Here is a 16,445-nt window from a genome sequence, read left to right as displayed (position 1 = left end):
CTCGATAATGGCCGAAACACCGCGACCAGCGGAGCACACCTCCAGCCTGAAGATCTACTTCCGGCTGTTGAGCTATGTGAAACCCTATGTCGGCATTTTCCTGCTGAGCATTGTCGGTTTCGTGATCTTTGCCTCGACCCAGCCAATGCTGGCCGGCATTCTCAAGTACTTCGTCGATGGGCTGAGCAACCCCGAAGCGGTATTGTTCCCCAACGTCCCCTACCTGCGTGACCTGCAATTGCTGCAGGCGGTGCCGCTGCTGATCATCCTGATCGCTGCGTGGCAGGGCCTGGGCTCGTTCCTCGGCAACTACTTCCTGGCCAAGGTCTCTCTGAGCCTGGTGCATGACCTGCGGGTGGCGTTGTTCAACAAGCTGTTGGTGTTGCCCAACCGCTACTTCGACAACCACAACTCCGGGCACCTGATTTCGCGCATTACCTTCAATGTGACCATGGTCACTGGCGCCGCTACCGACGCCATCAAGGTGGTAATCCGCGAAGGCCTGACCGTGGTGTTCCTGTTTGCCTACCTGCTTTGGATGAACTGGCACCTGACCCTGGTGATGGTTGCCATCTTGCCGGTGATCGCGGTTATGGTCAGCATCGCCAGCAAGAAATTCCGCAAGCAGAGCAAGAAGATCCAGGTAGCCATGGGCGACGTCACCCACGTTGCCTCGGAAACCATCCAGGGTTACCGCGTGGTCCGTAGCTTCGGTGGCGAGGCCTACGAACAGCAGCGATTCGGCCAGGCCAGCCAGAGCAACACCGACAAGCAACTGCGCATGACCAAGACCGGCTCGCTGTACACGCCGATGCTTCAGCTGGTGATCTACAGCGCCATGGCTGCGCTGATGTTCCTGGTACTGTTCCTGCGCGGTGAGTCCACTGCCGGTGACCTGGTGGCTTATATCACTGCTGCCGGCCTGCTGCCCAAGCCGATTCGCCAGTTGTCGGAAGTCAGCTCGACCATCCAGAAGGGCCTGGCAGGTGCCGAGAGCATCTTCGAACAGCTGGACGAAGCGCCTGAAGTGGACACTGGTACGGTCGAGAAGGCGCGCGTGGAAGGGCGCCTGGAAGTGCGCAACCTGAGCTTCACTTACCCGGGTACCGAGCGTGAAGTGTTGAGCGACATCAGTTTTGTCGCCGAGCCCGGGCAGATGATCGCCCTGGTCGGCCGCTCCGGCAGTGGCAAGTCGACCCTGGCGGCCCTTATTCCACGCTTCTATCACCACGACAAGGGGCAGATCCTGCTCGATGGCGTGGAGATCGAGCACTATCGCCTGCGCAACCTGCGTCGCCATGTTTCGCAAGTCACCCAGCATGTCACCTTGTTCAACGACACCGTGGCCAACAACATCGCGTATGGCGATCTGGCCGGCGCGCCGCGCGCAGACATCGAAGCCGCCGCGGCCGATGCCTATGCCAAGGAGTTCGTCGACCGGCTGCCAAAGGGCTTCGATACCGAAGTGGGTGAGAACGGTGTACTGCTTTCCGGGGGCCAGCGCCAGCGCCTGGCAATTGCCCGTGCGCTGCTTAAAAACGCGCCGTTGCTGATCCTCGACGAAGCGACGTCGGCGTTGGATACAGAGTCCGAGCGGCATATCCAGGCCGCCCTGGACCACGTGATGCAAGGTCGTACCACGCTGGTGATTGCCCATCGCCTGTCGACCATCGAGAAGGCCGACCAGATCCTGGTCATGGACCAGGGCCGCCTGGTCGAGCGCGGTACTCACACCGAGCTACTTGCGGCTAATGGCCATTATGCCCGTCTGCATGCCATGGGGCTGGATGAGCCGGCCAAGGCCGATATCACCTGAACCCTCCTTGATCGGGGCCGTTATGGCCCCGATTGTCACGGGAATTTTCCAGGGATGATCTGGCCATAAAGCCATTGACTACCCTGTGCTAATATCCTGCCCCTGTTCATTATTTCCATATGGGTTGCCCATGAAGTTGTCCATGCCGCGTTTCGATCAAGCCCCGGTACTGGTGGTCGGCGATGTCATGCTCGACCGCTACTGGCATGGCGGTACTTCGCGTATTTCGCCTGAAGCGCCAGTCCCGGTGGTCAAGGTCGATCAAATCGAGGATCGCCCCGGCGGCGCGGCCAACGTTGCCTTGAACATTGCTGCGCTGGGCGCGCCGGCTTCGCTGATCGGCGTCACCGGCCAGGATGAGGCTGCCGACAGCCTGGCCAACAGCCTGCAGGCTGCCGGTGTCCGTTCGGTATTCCAGCGCATCGCGCACCAGCCGACTATCGTCAAGCTGCGGGTCATGAGCCGTCACCAGCAGCTGCTGCGTATCGATTTCGAAGAGCCGTTCGCCACCGACCCACTGTCGCTGGGCGCGGAGGTCGACAGCCTGCTCGAAGGCGTCAAGGTGCTGGTCCTGTCCGACTACGGCAAAGGTGCATTGAAGAACCACCAAAACCTGATCCAGGCGGCGCGGGCCAAGGGCATTCCGGTGCTGGCCGACCCCAAGGGCAAGGACTTTTCCATCTACCGTGGCGCCAGCCTGATTACCCCGAACCTCAGCGAGTTCGAGACCATCGTTGGCCGTTGCGTCGATGAGGCCGAACTGGTTGCCAAGGGCTTGCAGTTGCTGCAGGACCTGGACCTGGGCGCCCTGCTGGTCACCCGTGGCGAGCATGGCATGACCCTGCTGCGCGTTGGTCAGCCGGCGTTGCACCTGCCAGCGCGAGCACGCGAAGTGTTCGATGTGACCGGTGCCGGCGATACTGTCATTTCCACCCTTGCCGCAGCCATTGCCGCGGGTGAGGACCTGCCCCATGCGGTGGCCCTGGCCAATCTGGCGGCGGGCATTGTGGTCGGCAAGCTGGGTACGGCTGCCATCAGCGCCCCTGAGCTGCGCCGGGCCATCCAGCGTGAGGAAGGCTCCGAACGCGGCGTGCTGGGCCTTGAGCAACTGCTGCTGGCCATTGATGACGCGCGGGCGCACAACGAGAAGATCGTCTTTACCAATGGCTGCTTCGACATCCTGCATGCCGGGCATGTCACCTACCTGGAACAGGCGCGGGCCCAGGGTGATCGCCTGATCGTTGCGGTAAACGACGATGCTTCGGTCAGCCGCCTGAAAGGGCCGGGCCGGCCGATCAACAGCGTTGACCGGCGTATGGCCGTGCTGGCCGGTTTGGGCGCGGTGGACTGGGTGATCAGTTTCCCGGAAGGCACCCCGGAAAACCTGCTGAGCCAGGTCAAGCCGGATGTGTTGGTCAAGGGCGGAGACTATGGCATCGACCAAGTGGTTGGCGCTGATATCGTCAAGGGCTATGGCGGCACCGTGAAAGTGCTGGGGCTGGTCGAGAACAGCTCGACCACGGCGATTGTCGAGAAAATTCGCAAGAACTGATCTGACCTTGGGGCCGCTGCGGCGGCCCTCGGCTGGGGCGGGTTTACCCGCCCCAGCAAGCAGGCGAAAGCTCCCGGGATGTCACTTGTGCAGCGAGGTCCGCGCCCGCTCCAGCAGCGCTCGCGCCTTGTCGCCAAACCGTTGCAAGTGCGACGCCCTTACGGGCTTGCTTTCCACCAACCCCTGCTGTTTCACCCAATCCTTCCAGCGTACCCGTTCATCTGCCACCACCCAGCCTTCCTGCCGGGCAAAACTTTCTGCCAGGTACAGCCCACGCGTACTCGCCGGCACCAGCTCATCCTTTTTCAGCGTATACAGCTCTGCCAGTGGCTGGCCGTCTTTCAATGGCATCAGGTACAGGTCGGGCCGTTTGCGGTTGAGCCGCGCCACCAGCTGGTCGCCCTCCAGCCGCTCGTCAACGTGGAACAAGCTGAGTTTCTTGGCGTCCCGGGGCACTTGCAGGCGCATGTCATAGATCAGCTGTAGCGAAGCGGTGGGCAGGTGCACATAGGCCCGTGGGCGCTCCAGTAGCATCAGCTTGCCGCAATGCACCGGGCGTGCGGCACCGGACTCCGGAGCCAGCACGAAGTGGGGTGTTTCGCGGTAGTGCAGGGCGGCGGCGTAGGGGATGGGCAGCCAGGTGTCGTTGAAGCGCCCGCCCAGCCAACCTTCCGGGGTTTCCAGCAGGCACTCCTCGGCCACTTCCTGTACGGCCGTGTGCAGCGGCAGGTTCAGCTCCTGCGCCGGTACATAACCGGAAATCAGTTTCAGTACCACATCGCCACGGTCTTGTCGGCGCTGACGCACCAGTACCCAGTAATCGCGGTTCTGCCAATGCAGCGTGAGGCGCACTGACACGCCTAGGTTGGCCAGTTCGACCACGAAGTGTTGTGTGTCGGGTAACTGGATGGCCTTGCGCCGTTGCTGGGTCTGGGCAAAGTTCAGCGGCATGCCGATGCTTTGGTAGATCAAGCCTTCGGGCGTGGCCTCGACATGCAGTGGTAGTGTCTTGAAGTTGCTCGGGTTCTTGCGGATCAGCGTTCGCGCCACGAGGCTCCTCCTTGCGTCGGGTCAGTCTCCAGTCCCTGAGTCGGGAGCCTGAGGTAACTCAATGCTGGCCCAGGATACGGGCGACGGTGGCCACGTTATGGGCCAGGTGCAACGGGTTGATGGTGCCGACAATAGCACTGCTGACGCCCGGGTGGGCGAACAGCAGCTCGAAGCTGGCCTGCACCGGGTCGACGCCCGGGGCCAGGCAGATATGCCCGCTCGCCAAGGCCTTCTTTACCAGGATGGCCTTGCCGTGTTCGGCAGCGTAGTCCAGCACCGGGCGTTCTGCCTGTTCGTTGAGGTTGTAGGTGACCATGGCGCAGTCGCCTTGCTCCAGTGCCTTCAGGCCGCCGGCGACGGTCTTGCCGGACAGCCCGAAACCGAGGATCTTGCCCTCCTGCTTGAGTTCGGCCAGGGTCTGGTAGACCTCCTGCTGTTCGAGGATGGCCAGGTCGTTGCCGTCGGAATGCACCAGCACCAGTTCGATGCGGTCGGTTTCGAGCCGGCGCAGGCTGCGCTCCACCGAGCGGCGGGTGTGGGCAGCGCTGAAGTCGAAATGCGACAGGCCTTCCTCGAACTCTTCACCGACCTTGCTGACGATTACCCATTCATCGCGTTGGCCGCGCAGCAGCGGGCCCAGGCGTTCTTCGCTACGGCCGTAGGCCGGGGCGGTGTCGATCAGGTTGATGCCAAGCTCGCGGGCCTGGGCCAGTAACAGGCGGGCTTCCTCATCGCCGGGGATCGTGAAGCCCGTGGGGTACTTCACGCCCTGATCGCGGCCCAGCTTGACCGTGCCGAGGCCCAGTGGAGAGACCGTGAGGCCGGTGCTGCCCAGCGGGCGATGGAAGGCGTGCAGGGTTGGCAGGCTCATGGCAGCAACTGCTCCCAGGCCGGTACGCTCAGTGGAGGGCGTGGGAGGTCGGCCAGGTCGGCCTGTGCTTGTGGGCGAATGCCGTCGCGCTCCAGGTGGCTGATTACCCGGTCGCTGAAGTCCGGTGCCAGTGCCAGTTTGGTCGGCCAGCCCACCAGCAGGCGCTGCTGGTCGGCAAGGAAGGCGTTGTCCGGGCGTGCCAGGCCAGATTGTGCAGGCTCAGCGCGGTCGACGCGCAGTGTGGCCCAGCGCACCAGGCTCTGATCGACCCAGGGCAGCAGGTTGGCGATTTCCTTCTGCGCTGCAGCTATCTGCGCTGCAGGCTCGCGCGCCACGCCATCGGCTTCGGCCAGGTCCCCACCGAGGTACCAGACCCACTGGCCATCGGCTGCCGGATGGGTGGTCACCGTTACCCGCGGCTTGGGCCCGCCGCCGAGGCAGTGGGCGTACAAAGGTTTCAGGTTCGGGCCCTTGGCCATGACCATGTGTAGCGGGCGGGTTTGCATGGCCGGCTGATCCAGGCCCAGCGCCTGCAGCAAGCCTTCGGTGCCGGCTCCGGCACTCAATACGATGCGCTGGGCACGGATTTCCCGGTCGTCCACGCGCAGGCCAACCAACGCATTACCTTCACGCAAGGGTTCGATGCGTTCACCTGCCAGCAAGGACTCGCCGGCCAGCTCGGCCAGGTTGGCCAGCAAGCTCGGGACATCGATCACCAGTTCCGCCAGGCGATACACCTTGCCCTTGAACGCGCGGTCCTGCAGTGCCGGTGGCAACTGGTCACCCTTGACCTGGTCGACCCGGCCGCGCACGGCCTTGCTGGCGAAGAAGCTTGTGAGGTTGCCGGCCAAGGTGCCCGGCGACCACAGGTAGTGGGCATCGGAGAGCAGACGGGTACGCCCGAGGTCGAGTTCGCCGTTGCCGGCCAAGGCCTCGCGCCAGCGGCGCGGCATGTCGGCGATGGCTTCCGAGGCGCCGGTCAGGGCGCCGTGCAGGGCGTATTTGGTGCCGCCGTGGATGATGCCCTGCGACTTGATGGTCTGCTCGCCGCCAAGGCTGGCGCGCTCCACCAGCACTGTCGAGTAGCCCAGGCGGCGCAGGCGGGCATTGAGCCAGAGGCCTGCGACCCCGGCGCCGACGATCAGCACGTCAGTGGAAATGGCAGATGGCATGGCGGTACCTCGAAGACTGGGACAGCTGGCAAGTATACAGGCTATACCTGAGATGGCCCTATCGTCGGCGAGCTCCGCACACGGGCTCTCAATGCCCAGCGGTATTCGAGAACAGCTGAATCACCACCACGCCACCCACGATCATGGCCATGCCAAGCATTGCCGGCATATCCAGCTTCTGCCCATAGATCACCAGCGCCGCCACACTGATCAGCACAATCCCCAGCCCCGACCAGATGGCGTAGGCAATCCCCACCGGAATGCTGCGGACCACCAGCGTCAGCATCCAGAACGCAATGCCATAGCCAACCACCATCAGCAGCAGTGGCAACGGCGTGCTCAGGCCTTTCACCGCTTTCATCGAGGCGGTGGCGATGACTTCGGCGCAGATGGCAATGGCGAGGTAGGTATAGGCATTCATGGTGGGATCCTCCGTTACTGAGCGGGCATTCTAGACGTTGCCTGGATGGGGTAAAGTCATTACCTATCAATATGGGAGATAGGTTGATGGCCGAGCAGTGGAACCTTGAACAATTGCGTACCTTTCTGCGCGTTGCGGAACTGCGCTCGTTCTCCGCGGTGGCACGTGAGCAGCACAAAGCCCAGTCGGCGATCAGCAGTGCCATCGCGCTGCTCGAAACCGACCTAGGGGTCACCCTGTTCGAGCGCAGCAGCGGCCGGCAACCGAAATTGACTGAAAACGGCAGCGCCTTGCTGGAAGACGCCCGCGAATTGTTACGCCAGTGCGAACGCCTGGATGGCCGCGCCCTGGCCCTGATGCGCGGGCAGGAGGCCTTGCTGCGGGTCGCGCAGGACGAAGCCATGCCGTATCAGCCGGTGATCGACAGCCTTGACGAACTGGCTAGCCGCTACCCGTTCCTGGAGGTGCAACTGGCCAGCGGGGCCCAGGGCGATGTGGCGCGCAAGCTGGTGGAGCGGCGCGCCGATCTGGGCCTGTTCTTCCTACACGAAAGCATCCCGGCTTCCTTGGAACGCCGTGCCTTGGGCAGCGTGGAGATGGTCACGGTGTGCGCGGTCGGCCACCCGCTGGCGGGCGAAGGCCGGGTCACCCGCCAACAATTGGCCCGCCACCGGCAGTTGCTGATCACGCCACAACAAAGCGGTTACCCTGGCGGCGAGGCGATCAGCCCGCAGGTATGGCGTGCCGACAGCTTCTACGCCATGGCCGAACTACTGATGCGTGGCTTGGGCTGGGCCTGGTTACCCCGGCATGTGGTGCAGTACCCGACCTACCAGGCGCACATGGTCGAACTGGACAGCGATTGGCGGCCGCCGGCCTTGGTGGCAGAGCTGGCCTGGCGCCGCGATGAACCTCTGGGCCCGGCCGCGCAGTGGCTGGCCGAGCGCTTTGCAGTGCACCTTCGCGCGATCGGGTAGACTTAGCCGCCATGAACAGAACTCTCTATACCTTGCTGTTTCACCTGGGCCTGCCGCTGGTTGCGCTGCGCCTATACCTGCGCGCGCGCAAGGCGCCGGCCTATGGCCAGCGCATCGGCGAGCGCTTTGCTTTCAAGCTGCCGGCCATGCGCCAGGGTGGTATCTGGGTACATGCGGTATCGGTGGGCGAGAGCATTGCTGCCGCACCCATGGTGCGTGCCTTGCTCAAGGCTTACCCGGAGCTGCCGATCACACTGACCTGCATGACCCCTACCGGCTCTGAACGCATTCGCGCCCTGTTCGGCAACGAGCCACGCGTGCAGCATTGCTACCTGCCCTACGACCTGCCTTGGGCGGCGGGGCGTTTTCTCGATCATGTGCAGCCTAAGCTGGGCATCATCATGGAAACCGAGCTTTGGCCCAACCACATTCACCAGTGTGCCAGGCGCGGCATTCCGGTGGCGCTGGCCAATGCGCGCTTGTCTGAGCGCTCGGCCCGTGGCTATGGGCGCTTTGCCAGGCTGACCCGGCCGATGCTGGCCGAGATGAGCCTGATTGCCGTGCAGACCGAAACCGAGGCCCAGCGCTTCCGTGACCTGGGTGCACGCCCTGAGCGCGTGCAAGTCACCGGTTCGATCAAGTTCGACCTGACGATCGACGAACAGCTGCTGCCGCGCGCCAGGGCATTGCGTGAACAGTGGGGGGGCGGCCAGCGCCCTGTGTGGATCGCCGCCAGCACCCATGAAGGGGAAGATGCCTTGATCCTGCAGGCGCATCGGCAGTTGTTGCAGGTGCATGGCGATGCCTTGCTGATCCTGGTGCCGCGCCATCCCGAGCGCTTCAATGCAGTGCATGCGCTGTGCAGCGAGCAGTTCACCACCGTGCGCCGCTCTGCCGGCACGCTGGTCGATGCGCAAACGCGGGTATTGCTGGGCGACACCATGGGCGAACTGCTGTTCCTGTATGCCCTGGCCGACATTGCCTTCGTCGGTGGCAGCCTGGTGCCGACCGGTGGGCACAATCCGTTGGAGCCTGCGGCGCTGGCCTTGCCGGTGCTCATGGGGCCGCATGTGTTCAACTTCCTCGAAATCAGCGCGATGCTGCGCGAGGCGGGTGCGTTGCAGCAGGTGGATGATGCTGACGGGCTGGCCGGTGCGGTGCGCCGTCTGGTGGAACTGCCGCAGGACGCCCAGCGCATGGGCGAGGCGGGCAGGGCGGTGATGCGGGCCAATCAGGGGGCTTTGCAGCGATTGCTCGAGGGGCTGGGGGCGCTTATCCGCTGATTTTTGCATTGGCGCCTTCGCGGGCTCGCCCGCTCCCACAGGATGGATGCATGGCTCGAGGGCTGCGCTATCCCTGTGGGAGCGGGCGAGCCCGCGAATGGTCCAGCCCCTACCTCAAGGCCTGCGCTCGAAGTTCTTGGCCGCTGCTGCCGCCAGGTCCGGCGGCAGGAAGTCCTTGTCCGGGTTGTAGTCAGGTTTCAGGTAGCGCTTCAGGTCCTGCAGGTCTTGCGGGCTCAGGGTGCCGGCTGCCTGCTTCAGGCTCAGGTTGTCGAGGATGTAGTCGTAACGGCTATTGTTGTAGTCGCGCACCGAGGTGTACAGCTGGCGCTGGGCATCAAGCACGTCGACGATGTTGCGGGTACCGACCTGGTAGCCGATTTCGGTGGCTTCCAGCGCGCTCTGGTTGGAAATGATCGACTGCTTGCGCGCCTGTACCTGTTCCACATCGGTGTTCACTGCGCGGTGCAGGTTGCGGGTGTTCTCCACGACCTGGCGGCGCAGGCTTTCACGCTGTTGCTCGCTCTGGCTCAGGCGCTGGTAAGCCTCGCGTACCTGCGAGCTGGTCAGGCCGCCGCTGTAGATCGGTATGTTCAGTTGCAGGCCAACGCTGGTCTGCTCGACGTCGCCGCTGTAGCGCACCCCCAGTTGCGATGGGTTGGTGAAGCCAAGGCTGTCGTTGTCACCCTTCTGGTACTTGGCCACGGCGTCCAGGGTCGGTGCATGCCCGGCCTTGCGCTGACGCAGGGTCTCTTCTGCGGCAGAAACCGCGTAGTTGGTGGCCAGCAGGTTGAGGTTCTGGCGCCCGGCGGTTTCGACCCAGGCTTTGGCATCGTTGGGCGTTGGCACTTGTACCGGCAGGCTATGCACCACGCCCTGGATAGCGGTGTACTCACGGTTGGTCAGGGTTACCAGGGCCTCGAAGGCGTCCTGCACCTGGCGTTCGGCGATGATCCGGTTGGCCCGTGCAGTGTCATAACTGGCTTGGGATTGCAGCACGTCGGTCTTGTCCGAAAGGCCCACGTCGAAACGCTCGTTGGACTGATCCAGCTGGCGCTTGAAGGCGGCTTCTTCTGCCTTGGTGGCGGCCAGATTGTCCTGGGCGCGGAGGACGGCGAAGTAGTTTTGCGCGGTTTGCAGGATCAGGTTTTGCTCGGTCGCCGACAGCTCCAGTGCTGCCTGTTCGTTGACTGCTTCGGCGGCTTGCAACTGGAACCAGCGATCAGCGCGGAAGATGGGCTGAGCCAGGGTCGCGCTCCAGGCGTTGCCGCTGCGATTGGACGTCATGGACGGCTCGTCCAGCTTGGTGCGGGTGTTCATCATCTCGGCACCGGCCGACAGGTTTGGCAGCAACCCGGCGCGGGCCTGCGGCACCACTTCGCGGCGCGCCCCGTAATCGGCGCGGGCTGCAGCCAGGTCGGCGTTGTTGTCCACTGCTTCCTGGTAGACGCTGACCAGATCGGTTTTGACTGTCGAAGGCACGTCCGCTGCCCAGACCACTCCGTTGGACGCACAAGACACGGCTATCGCCAGTGAGAGTTTGCGCAGCATAGAGGCAATCCTTGTACGAAATTTAATTACTGAACTGTTGAGTATCGAGCGATGGGCCAGTGTAGTGCCATGCGCACCCGGCAACAATCGCTCGGTGTGCCTTTCATCATCCGCGCATTTACCTGCTTGGCTTTGCTGACCACTCCAGTCTAGACTGCGCATGTTCTTGTCGGGGTGCCTTGAAGCAAAGGCTGAGATCGCAGAGGTGCGGATCCCGTTGAACCTGATCAGGTTAGCGCCTGCGTAGGGAACAAGATTGCTCGCCTTCCCGGGGAGCCTCTTGTGCCAGGTCCGGGATTGTCACAGCTGCATACAGCTTCAGGCACCCCCATGTCCGGCACTGCACCCAAAGAGGGTGCGTCCGCGCGTTTCAGGTTCACCCCGACATTCCACTGCTAGGAAGCCGTCAGGAGAGCCTGTGATGACCAAACAAGAAAAAGCGATCAACCTCAGCGAATCGGCACAAGTCGATCAGCAGTCCGTGCAACCGTTCCCGCGTTCGCGCAAGGTGTATGTCGAAGGCTCGCGCCCGGACATCCGTGTCCCCATGCGTGAAATCAGCCTGGATGACACCCCGACCGATTTCGGCGGCGAGTCCAACGCCCCGGTGCTGGTGTATGACACGTCTGGCCCGTACACCGACCCCGACGTGATCATCGACGTGCGCAAAGGCCTGGCCGATGTGCGTTCGGCGTGGATCGAAGCCCGCGGTGACACCGAGCGCCTGGAAGGCCTGAGCTCCGACTTCGGTCAGCAGCGCCTGAACGATGCGGAGCTGGCCAAGCTGCGTTTCGCCCATGTGCGCAACCCGCGCCGGGCCAAGGCCGGCGCCAACGTCTCGCAGATGCACTATGCCCGTCAGGGCATCATCACCGCCGAAATGGAATACGTGGCCATCCGCGAGAACATGAAGCTACAGGAGGCCCGCGCCGCCGGCCTGCTGAATGAGCAACATGCCGGCCACAGCTTCGGTGCCAACATCCCGAAAGAAATCACCCCTGAATTCGTCCGCCAGGAAATCGCCCGTGGCCGCGCGATCATTCCGGCCAACATCAACCACCCGGAAGTAGAGCCGATGATCATCGGCCGCAATTTCCTGGTGAAGATCAACGGCAACATCGGCAACAGCGCCCTGGGTTCCTCGATCGAGGAAGAGGTGGCCAAGCTGACCTGGGGCATCCGCTGGGGCTCGGACACGGTCATGGACTTGTCCACCGGCAAGCACATCCACGAAACCCGCGAGTGGATCATTCGCAACTCGCCGGTGCCGATCGGTACCGTGCCGATCTACCAGGCCCTGGAAAAGGTCAACGGCGTGGCAGAGGACCTGACCTGGGAACTGTTCCGCGACACCCTGATCGAGCAGGCCGAACAGGGTGTGGACTACTTCACCATTCACGCCGGTGTGCTGCTGCGCTATGTGCCCCTGACCGCCAAGCGGGTCACCGGCATCGTCAGCCGCGGTGGCTCGATCATGGCCAAGTGGTGCCTGGCGCACCACAAGGAAAACTTCCTGTACACCCACTTCGACGAAATCTGCGAAATCATGAAGGCCTACGACGTCAGCTTCTCGCTGGGCGACGGCCTGCGCCCTGGCTCGATTGCCGACGCCAACGACGCCGCGCAATTCGGTGAGCTGGAAACCCTCGGCGAGCTGACCAAAATTGCCTGGAAGCACGACGTGCAATGCATGATCGAAGGCCCCGGCCACGTGCCGATGCAGTTGATCAAAGAGAACATGGACAAGCAGCTGGAGTGCTGCGACGAGGCGCCGTTCTACACCCTCGGCCCACTGACCACCGACATCGCGCCGGGTTACGACCACATCACCTCGGGCATTGGTGCGGCGATGATCGGCTGGTTCGGTTGCGCCATGCTCTGCTACGTCACGCCGAAGGAGCACTTGGGCCTGCCGAACAAGGACGACGTCAAGACCGGCATCATCACCTACAAGATTGCCGCGCATGCCGCCGACCTTGCCAAGGGCCACCCGGGTGCACAGATTCGCGACAACGCCTTGTCTAAGGCGCGTTTCGAGTTCCGTTGGGAAGACCAGTTCAACCTGGGCCTCGACCCGGACACTGCCCGCGCTTTCCACGACGAGACCCTGCCGAAGGAATCGGCCAAGGTCGCGCACTTCTGCTCGATGTGCGGGCCGAAGTTCTGCTCGATGAAGATCACCCAGGAAGTGCGTGAGTACGCAGCCAAGATCGAGGCCGTGGATGTGACGGTCGAGCAAGGCATGCGTGAGCAGGCCGAGCGGTTCCGCCAGGAAGGCAGCCAGCTGTACCACAAAGTCTAAGCACGCTGGGGCCGCTTTGCGGCCCTTTCGCGACGCAAGGCCGCTCCCACAAGGACCGCGCAAGCCTCGAAGCCTGCGTGGTTTTTGTGGGAGCGGCCTTGCGTCGCGATACGAGGACGAAGTCCTCGCCAGGAACACCAACAATATTGCCGGCGAGCGCCAACCATGACATCACCCAGCCAGTTCTCTCCCGACCATCCAATCCCCATCCAGCAGCGCATTTTCGGTGCTCGCGACCTGTTTTCACTGTGGTTTTCCCTCGGCATCGGCCTGATGGTACTGCAGGTCGGCGCCATGCTGGCGCCAGGCCTGGGCCTTGCTGGCGCCGTGCTGGCCATCGCCCTGGGCACCGGTGTCGGTGTGCTGTTGCTGGGTGCGGCGGGGGTTATCGGCAGCGACACCGGCCTGTCCGCCATGGGCACCCTGAAACTCAGCCTGGGCAGCCATGGCGCGCGCTTGCCGGCGCTGCTCAACTTGCTGCAACTGGTGGGTTGGGGCGCTTTCGAGATTATCGTCATGCGCGATGCTGCCAGCTTGCTGGGGGCGCGAGCGTTCGGTGAGGACAGTGCCTGGAACAGCCCCATGCTCTGGACGTTGTGCTTCGGTGCCCTGGCCACCCTGCTGGCCGTCAGCGGGCCACTGGCCTTCGTGCGCAAGGTGCTGCGCGCCTGGGGCATCTGGTTGTTGCTGGGCGCTTGCCTGTGGCTGACCTGGAACCTGTTCGCCAAGGCTGATCTGGCGGAGCTGTGGAACCGTGCCGGGGATGGTTCGATGTCGCTGGCGGTTGGCTTCGATATCGTCATCGCCATGCCGCTGTCCTGGCTGCCGCTGATCGCGGACTACTCGCGCTTTGCCCGCAATGGCAAGCATGTGTTCGGCGGCACGGTCGTTGGCTACTTCATCGGCAACACCTGGCTGATGAGCCTGGGCGTGGCGTACACGCTGGCGTTCGCCGCCAGTGGCGAAGTCAATGCCCTGCTGCTGGCCCTGGCAGGCGCCGGCATGGGGATTCCGCTGCTGCTTATTCTGCTGGACGAGTCGGAAAAGGCTTTCGCCGACATTCACTCGGCGGCGGTTTCCACTGGTGTGCTGCTACCGCTGAAGGTCGAGCACCTGGCGTTGGCCATCGGCGTGTTGTGCACCCTGATTGCCCTGTTGGCGCCGCTGGCACAGTACGAAAACTTCCTGTTGTTGATCGGCTCGGTGTTCGCGCCGCTGTTCGGCGTGGTGCTGATGGACCACTACGTGGTCCGTCGACGCCGTCTGCCAGCGCAGGTCAATGGCTTGCACTGGCAGGCGTTGGTGGCCTGGTTTGCCGGGGCGGTGGCCTATCACCTGATTGCCGCCAAGGCGCCGGAACTGGGCGCTACCCTGCCCGCATTGCTGCTGGCAGGTGTGCTGCATGGGCTGCTAAGCCTCAGCCGCGGCCGGGAAACAGTTCAGGCTTGAGTACGCCATTCAGGCGCGGGTAGGGGATCTTCAGTTCCACGTGGCCCATGGAATAGGGCGCGATGGCATAGACCTCGTACTTGACCACTACCGCGCCGTACGTCAGGGCGACGTGCGGCGATTTCTTGAACGGCCAGGTCTTGACGAACTCGGCATCCTTGTCCATTCCCACGCTCATCAGCCAGGCACGGTGCGATTCTTCGACGGTTTTCCAGAAGGTGTCTTCCTGGCCGGGCACCAGCATGTCCTGCAGGGTCAGCACCTTGTCCAGTTTGCGTGAATAGTTGATGAAGCCGCGCCCGGGCATGCCGTGGGCGCCACCGCTGTCCAGGTAGCTGGACAACTCGATGATCACCAGCCCGTCATGCTGCTCGCGTACCTTGGCTTGCAAGTAGCTGCTGTTACGTTTGTCGGCACTGGCCAGATATTGCTGTTCGTAGGCCTGCAGGGTGGCTGGTGCGGTGCCATGCTGATTGTCTTCGGTCAGTTGCAGCAGGCGTTTTTCGACGATGCCGTCGAGCTTGGGCAGGGCCGGGAAGTGGATCATGTCGATGTTCACCAGCGGGCAGTCGCTCTCGCTGCAGCCGGGTTTGACATGCTCCCAGGCGTCGCGCTTGACCTCGAGCGGGGCCCGGTAGTTGGGCGTGAACAGGCTCTGGCAGGCGCCCAGAGCGAGTGCCAGCACGGCCACGGAAGTCAGTTTGACAAGTGTCATGATGATCCTTGCAGAACAGGGAAAAGTCGGCCTTTGACCGTCTGCGCGGCCTTCAGTTCGCCACTAAGCTAACAGAGTGAAGGGCTGCTGTCCCGAGTGCGCCAGCGGTTGCTGGAAAGGGGTGAAACCAACAGGCGTGCGGAGTAGGATGGCGCGAAGCAGTATTCGAGGTAATGAGGATTTCCATGTCAGACGCGTTGAACGCTGTGCCCAAGGGCTTCGAAATCATCGAGCGGGCCAATTGCTTCCAGGGCTTTTACAAGCTCGACAAGTTACGCCTGCGCCACGAGCTATTTGCCGGGGGCATGGGGCGCGAGATCAGTCGCGAACTGTTTGTGCGCCACGATGCGGTATGCGTGCTGCCGTACGACCCTGCGCGCGACGAAGTGGTGCTGATCGAGCAGTTCCGCGTGGGTGCACTGGACAAGGTCGCCAACCCTTGGCTGATCGAGATGGTTGCCGGGCTGATCGACAAAGACGAGCAGCCCGAGGAAGTCGCCCATCGCGAGGCTGAAGAAGAAGCAGGCCTGACGTTCAGCGCCCTGTGGCCGATGACCCGCTACTTCCCGTCGCCCGGCGGCAGTGACGAATACGTTCACCTGTTCCTAGGCCGTTGCAGCAGCGAGGGCGCGGGAGGGCTGCATGGCCTGGAGGAAGAGGGCGAAGACATTCGCGTACGCGTGTGGGCGTTCGAGGATGCCCTGCAGGCGGTGCGCGACGGGCGCATCTGCAATGCGGCCACCATCATTGGCCTGCAATGGCTGGCGCTGAACCGTGACGAAGTAAGAGGTATGTGGAAGTGAACCTGCTGCGCGAGCGCTATCGAGTCGACCTGGTCGGGCTGCAGGCAGCCTGCGAGGCCAACTACGCCCGGCTGATGCGCTTGTTGCCCGACATGCGCACCACCCAGAGCTCGCGCCGCATCGGCATGACCCAGGGTGACCAGATGCTTGGCGTGCTGGTGCTCGACGTGGTGCTGGCCTGCCCTTACACCACAACCCTGCATGTGCGCCAGGAACACAGCCTGCCGTGGTTGCCAGTGCCACACCTGGAAGTGCAGGTGTATCACGATGCGCGCATGGCCGAAGTGGTCAGCGCCGAACACACCCGTCGCCTGCGCAGCATCTACCCGTATCCGAACGATGCCATGCACCAGCCGGACGAAAAGGCTCAGCTCAACCTTTTCCTGGGGGAATGGCTCAGCCACTGCCTGGCCTGCGGCCACGAACTGGCAAGTGTTCGCTGAATTGTGACGTGAGTCGGTTGCGGGTGTTTGCTCGTCACCGTCG

14 protein-coding genes and 1 riboswitch are annotated in these 16,445 nt (G+C 63.2%); of the genes, 8 read left to right on the top strand and 6 right to left on the bottom strand.

What is annotated here, in order from left to right; translation table 11 throughout:
- Positions 1 to 7: 7 nt before the first annotated feature.
- Positions 8 to 1,816 carry a lipid A export permease/ATP-binding protein MsbA gene (msbA, locus tag AC3WLP_RS04815; RefSeq protein ID WP_012053874.1) on the top strand — a complete coding sequence of 603 codons (1,809 nt, stop codon included), beginning with the start codon at positions 8 to 10 and terminating at the stop codon, positions 1,814 to 1,816.
- A 130-nt stretch (positions 1,817 to 1,946) separates the two neighbouring features.
- The gene (gene hldE / locus AC3WLP_RS04810; RefSeq protein WP_003249449.1) at positions 1,947 to 3,368 is read left to right on the top strand and encodes a bifunctional D-glycero-beta-D-manno-heptose-7-phosphate kinase/D-glycero-beta-D-manno-heptose 1-phosphate adenylyltransferase HldE; all 1,422 of its coding nucleotides are present in this window, start codon (positions 1,947 to 1,949) and stop codon (positions 3,366 to 3,368) included.
- A gap of 81 nt (positions 3,369 to 3,449) precedes the next feature.
- On the opposite strand, the gene AC3WLP_RS04805 is transcribed toward hldE, so the two are convergent.
- The 4 genes from AC3WLP_RS04805 to AC3WLP_RS04790 form a co-directional block, all read right to left on the bottom strand.
- Positions 3,450 to 4,418 carry a metal ABC transporter ATPase gene (locus tag AC3WLP_RS04805; protein ID WP_088513286.1) on the bottom strand — a complete coding sequence of 323 codons (969 nt, stop codon included), beginning with the start codon at positions 4,416 to 4,418 and terminating at the stop codon, positions 3,450 to 3,452.
- A 58-nt stretch (positions 4,419 to 4,476) separates the two neighbouring features.
- Positions 4,477 to 5,289, bottom strand: coding sequence for an aldo/keto reductase (locus AC3WLP_RS04800; protein ID WP_003249454.1), 813 nt, complete (start codon positions 5,287 to 5,289; stop codon positions 4,477 to 4,479).
- Positions 5,286 to 6,461 carry an NAD(P)/FAD-dependent oxidoreductase gene (locus tag AC3WLP_RS04795; RefSeq protein WP_003249456.1) on the bottom strand — a complete coding sequence of 392 codons (1,176 nt, stop codon included), beginning with the start codon at positions 6,459 to 6,461 and terminating at the stop codon, positions 5,286 to 5,288. Before AC3WLP_RS04795 ends, AC3WLP_RS04800 begins: the two co-directional genes overlap by 4 nt.
- 88 nt (positions 6,462 to 6,549) lie before the next feature.
- Positions 6,550 to 6,882, bottom strand: coding sequence for a DMT family transporter (locus tag AC3WLP_RS04790; RefSeq protein ID WP_012053871.1), 333 nt, complete (start codon positions 6,880 to 6,882; stop codon positions 6,550 to 6,552).
- Between the two features lie 86 nt (positions 6,883 to 6,968).
- Between AC3WLP_RS04790 and AC3WLP_RS04785 the strand changes: the two genes are divergently transcribed.
- Together AC3WLP_RS04785 and waaA are read left to right on the top strand one after the other, a co-directional pair.
- The gene (locus AC3WLP_RS04785) at positions 6,969 to 7,859 is read left to right on the top strand and encodes a LysR family transcriptional regulator (protein WP_003249460.1); all 891 of its coding nucleotides are present in this window, start codon (positions 6,969 to 6,971) and stop codon (positions 7,857 to 7,859) included.
- Positions 7,860 to 7,870: 11 nt separating this feature from the next.
- On the top strand, positions 7,871 to 9,142 hold the full coding sequence (gene waaA, locus AC3WLP_RS04780; RefSeq protein WP_088513285.1) for a lipid IV(A) 3-deoxy-D-manno-octulosonic acid transferase: 1,272 nt from the start codon (positions 7,871 to 7,873) through the stop codon (positions 9,140 to 9,142).
- A 114-nt stretch (positions 9,143 to 9,256) separates the two neighbouring features.
- Here the strand turns inward: waaA and AC3WLP_RS04775 are convergent, their stop codons facing one another.
- Positions 9,257 to 10,690 (bottom strand): TolC family outer membrane protein, encoded by a 1,434-nt coding sequence (locus AC3WLP_RS04775; protein ID WP_012053869.1) that lies wholly within the window; start codon positions 10,688 to 10,690, stop codon positions 9,257 to 9,259.
- Between the two features lie 160 nt (positions 10,691 to 10,850).
- A riboswitch (TPP riboswitch) is annotated at positions 10,851 to 10,957 on the top strand.
- Between the two features lie 154 nt (positions 10,958 to 11,111).
- On the opposite strand from AC3WLP_RS04775, the gene thiC reads away from it, so the two are divergent.
- Positions 11,112 to 12,992 carry a phosphomethylpyrimidine synthase ThiC gene (thiC, locus tag AC3WLP_RS04770; protein ID WP_003249473.1) on the top strand — a complete coding sequence of 627 codons (1,881 nt, stop codon included), beginning with the start codon at positions 11,112 to 11,114 and terminating at the stop codon, positions 12,990 to 12,992.
- Between the two features lie 165 nt (positions 12,993 to 13,157).
- Positions 13,158 to 14,441 carry a putative hydroxymethylpyrimidine transporter CytX gene (gene cytX / locus AC3WLP_RS04765; protein ID WP_003249474.1) on the top strand — a complete coding sequence of 428 codons (1,284 nt, stop codon included), beginning with the start codon at positions 13,158 to 13,160 and terminating at the stop codon, positions 14,439 to 14,441.
- Here the strand turns inward: cytX and AC3WLP_RS04760 are convergent.
- Positions 14,410 to 15,156, bottom strand: a complete 747-nt coding sequence (locus AC3WLP_RS04760; RefSeq protein WP_003249476.1) for an RsiV family protein — start codon at positions 15,154 to 15,156, stop codon at positions 14,410 to 14,412. The two genes, cytX and AC3WLP_RS04760, sit on opposite strands and share 32 nt — an antisense overlap.
- A 185-nt stretch (positions 15,157 to 15,341) precedes the next feature.
- Between AC3WLP_RS04760 and AC3WLP_RS04755 the strand changes: the two genes are divergently transcribed.
- The gene (locus tag AC3WLP_RS04755) at positions 15,342 to 15,959 is read left to right on the top strand and encodes an NUDIX domain-containing protein (protein WP_003249478.1); all 618 of its coding nucleotides are present in this window, start codon (positions 15,342 to 15,344) and stop codon (positions 15,957 to 15,959) included.
- Entirely contained in the window at positions 15,950 to 16,402 is a 453-nt protein-coding gene (locus tag AC3WLP_RS04750; RefSeq protein ID WP_003249480.1) for a DUF1249 domain-containing protein, read from the top strand. The genes AC3WLP_RS04755 and AC3WLP_RS04750 overlap by 10 nt, the downstream gene beginning before the upstream one ends.
- Positions 16,403 to 16,445: the final 43 nt, after the last annotated feature.

It is taken from the genome of Pseudomonas sp. FW305-E2, assembly GCF_058782925.1.
Note: the sequence above shows the minus strand (reverse complement) of the source record. Positions and strands in the feature narration are given on the sequence as shown.

Bases quoted from the DNA above. Each gene is read 5' to 3' on its own strand.
- AC3WLP_RS04760 (WP_003249476.1), bottom strand. From the start codon at position 15,156: ATGACACTTGTCAAACTGACTTCCGTGGCCGTGCTGGCACTCGCTCTG.
- AC3WLP_RS04800 (WP_003249454.1), bottom strand. From the start codon at position 5,289: ATGAGCCTGCCAACCCTGCACGCCTTCCATCGCCCGCTGGGCAGCACC.
- cytX (WP_003249474.1), top strand. From the start codon at position 13,158: ATGACATCACCCAGCCAGTTCTCTCCCGACCATCCAATCCCCATCCAG.
- AC3WLP_RS04775 (WP_012053869.1), bottom strand. From the start codon at position 10,690: ATGCTGCGCAAACTCTCACTGGCGATAGCCGTGTCTTGTGCGTCCAAC.
- hldE (WP_003249449.1), top strand. From the start codon at position 1,947: ATGAAGTTGTCCATGCCGCGTTTCGATCAAGCCCCGGTACTGGTGGTC.
- AC3WLP_RS04785 (WP_003249460.1), top strand. From the start codon at position 6,969: ATGGCCGAGCAGTGGAACCTTGAACAATTGCGTACCTTTCTGCGCGTT.
- AC3WLP_RS04755 (WP_003249478.1), top strand. From the start codon at position 15,342: ATGTCAGACGCGTTGAACGCTGTGCCCAAGGGCTTCGAAATCATCGAG.
- msbA (WP_012053874.1), top strand. From the start codon at position 8: ATGGCCGAAACACCGCGACCAGCGGAGCACACCTCCAGCCTGAAGATC.
- AC3WLP_RS04790 (WP_012053871.1), bottom strand. From the start codon at position 6,882: ATGAATGCCTATACCTACCTCGCCATTGCCATCTGCGCCGAAGTCATC.
- AC3WLP_RS04795 (WP_003249456.1), bottom strand. From the start codon at position 6,461: ATGCCATCTGCCATTTCCACTGACGTGCTGATCGTCGGCGCCGGGGTC.
- thiC (WP_003249473.1), top strand. From the start codon at position 11,112: ATGACCAAACAAGAAAAAGCGATCAACCTCAGCGAATCGGCACAAGTC.
- waaA (WP_088513285.1), top strand. From the start codon at position 7,871: ATGAACAGAACTCTCTATACCTTGCTGTTTCACCTGGGCCTGCCGCTG.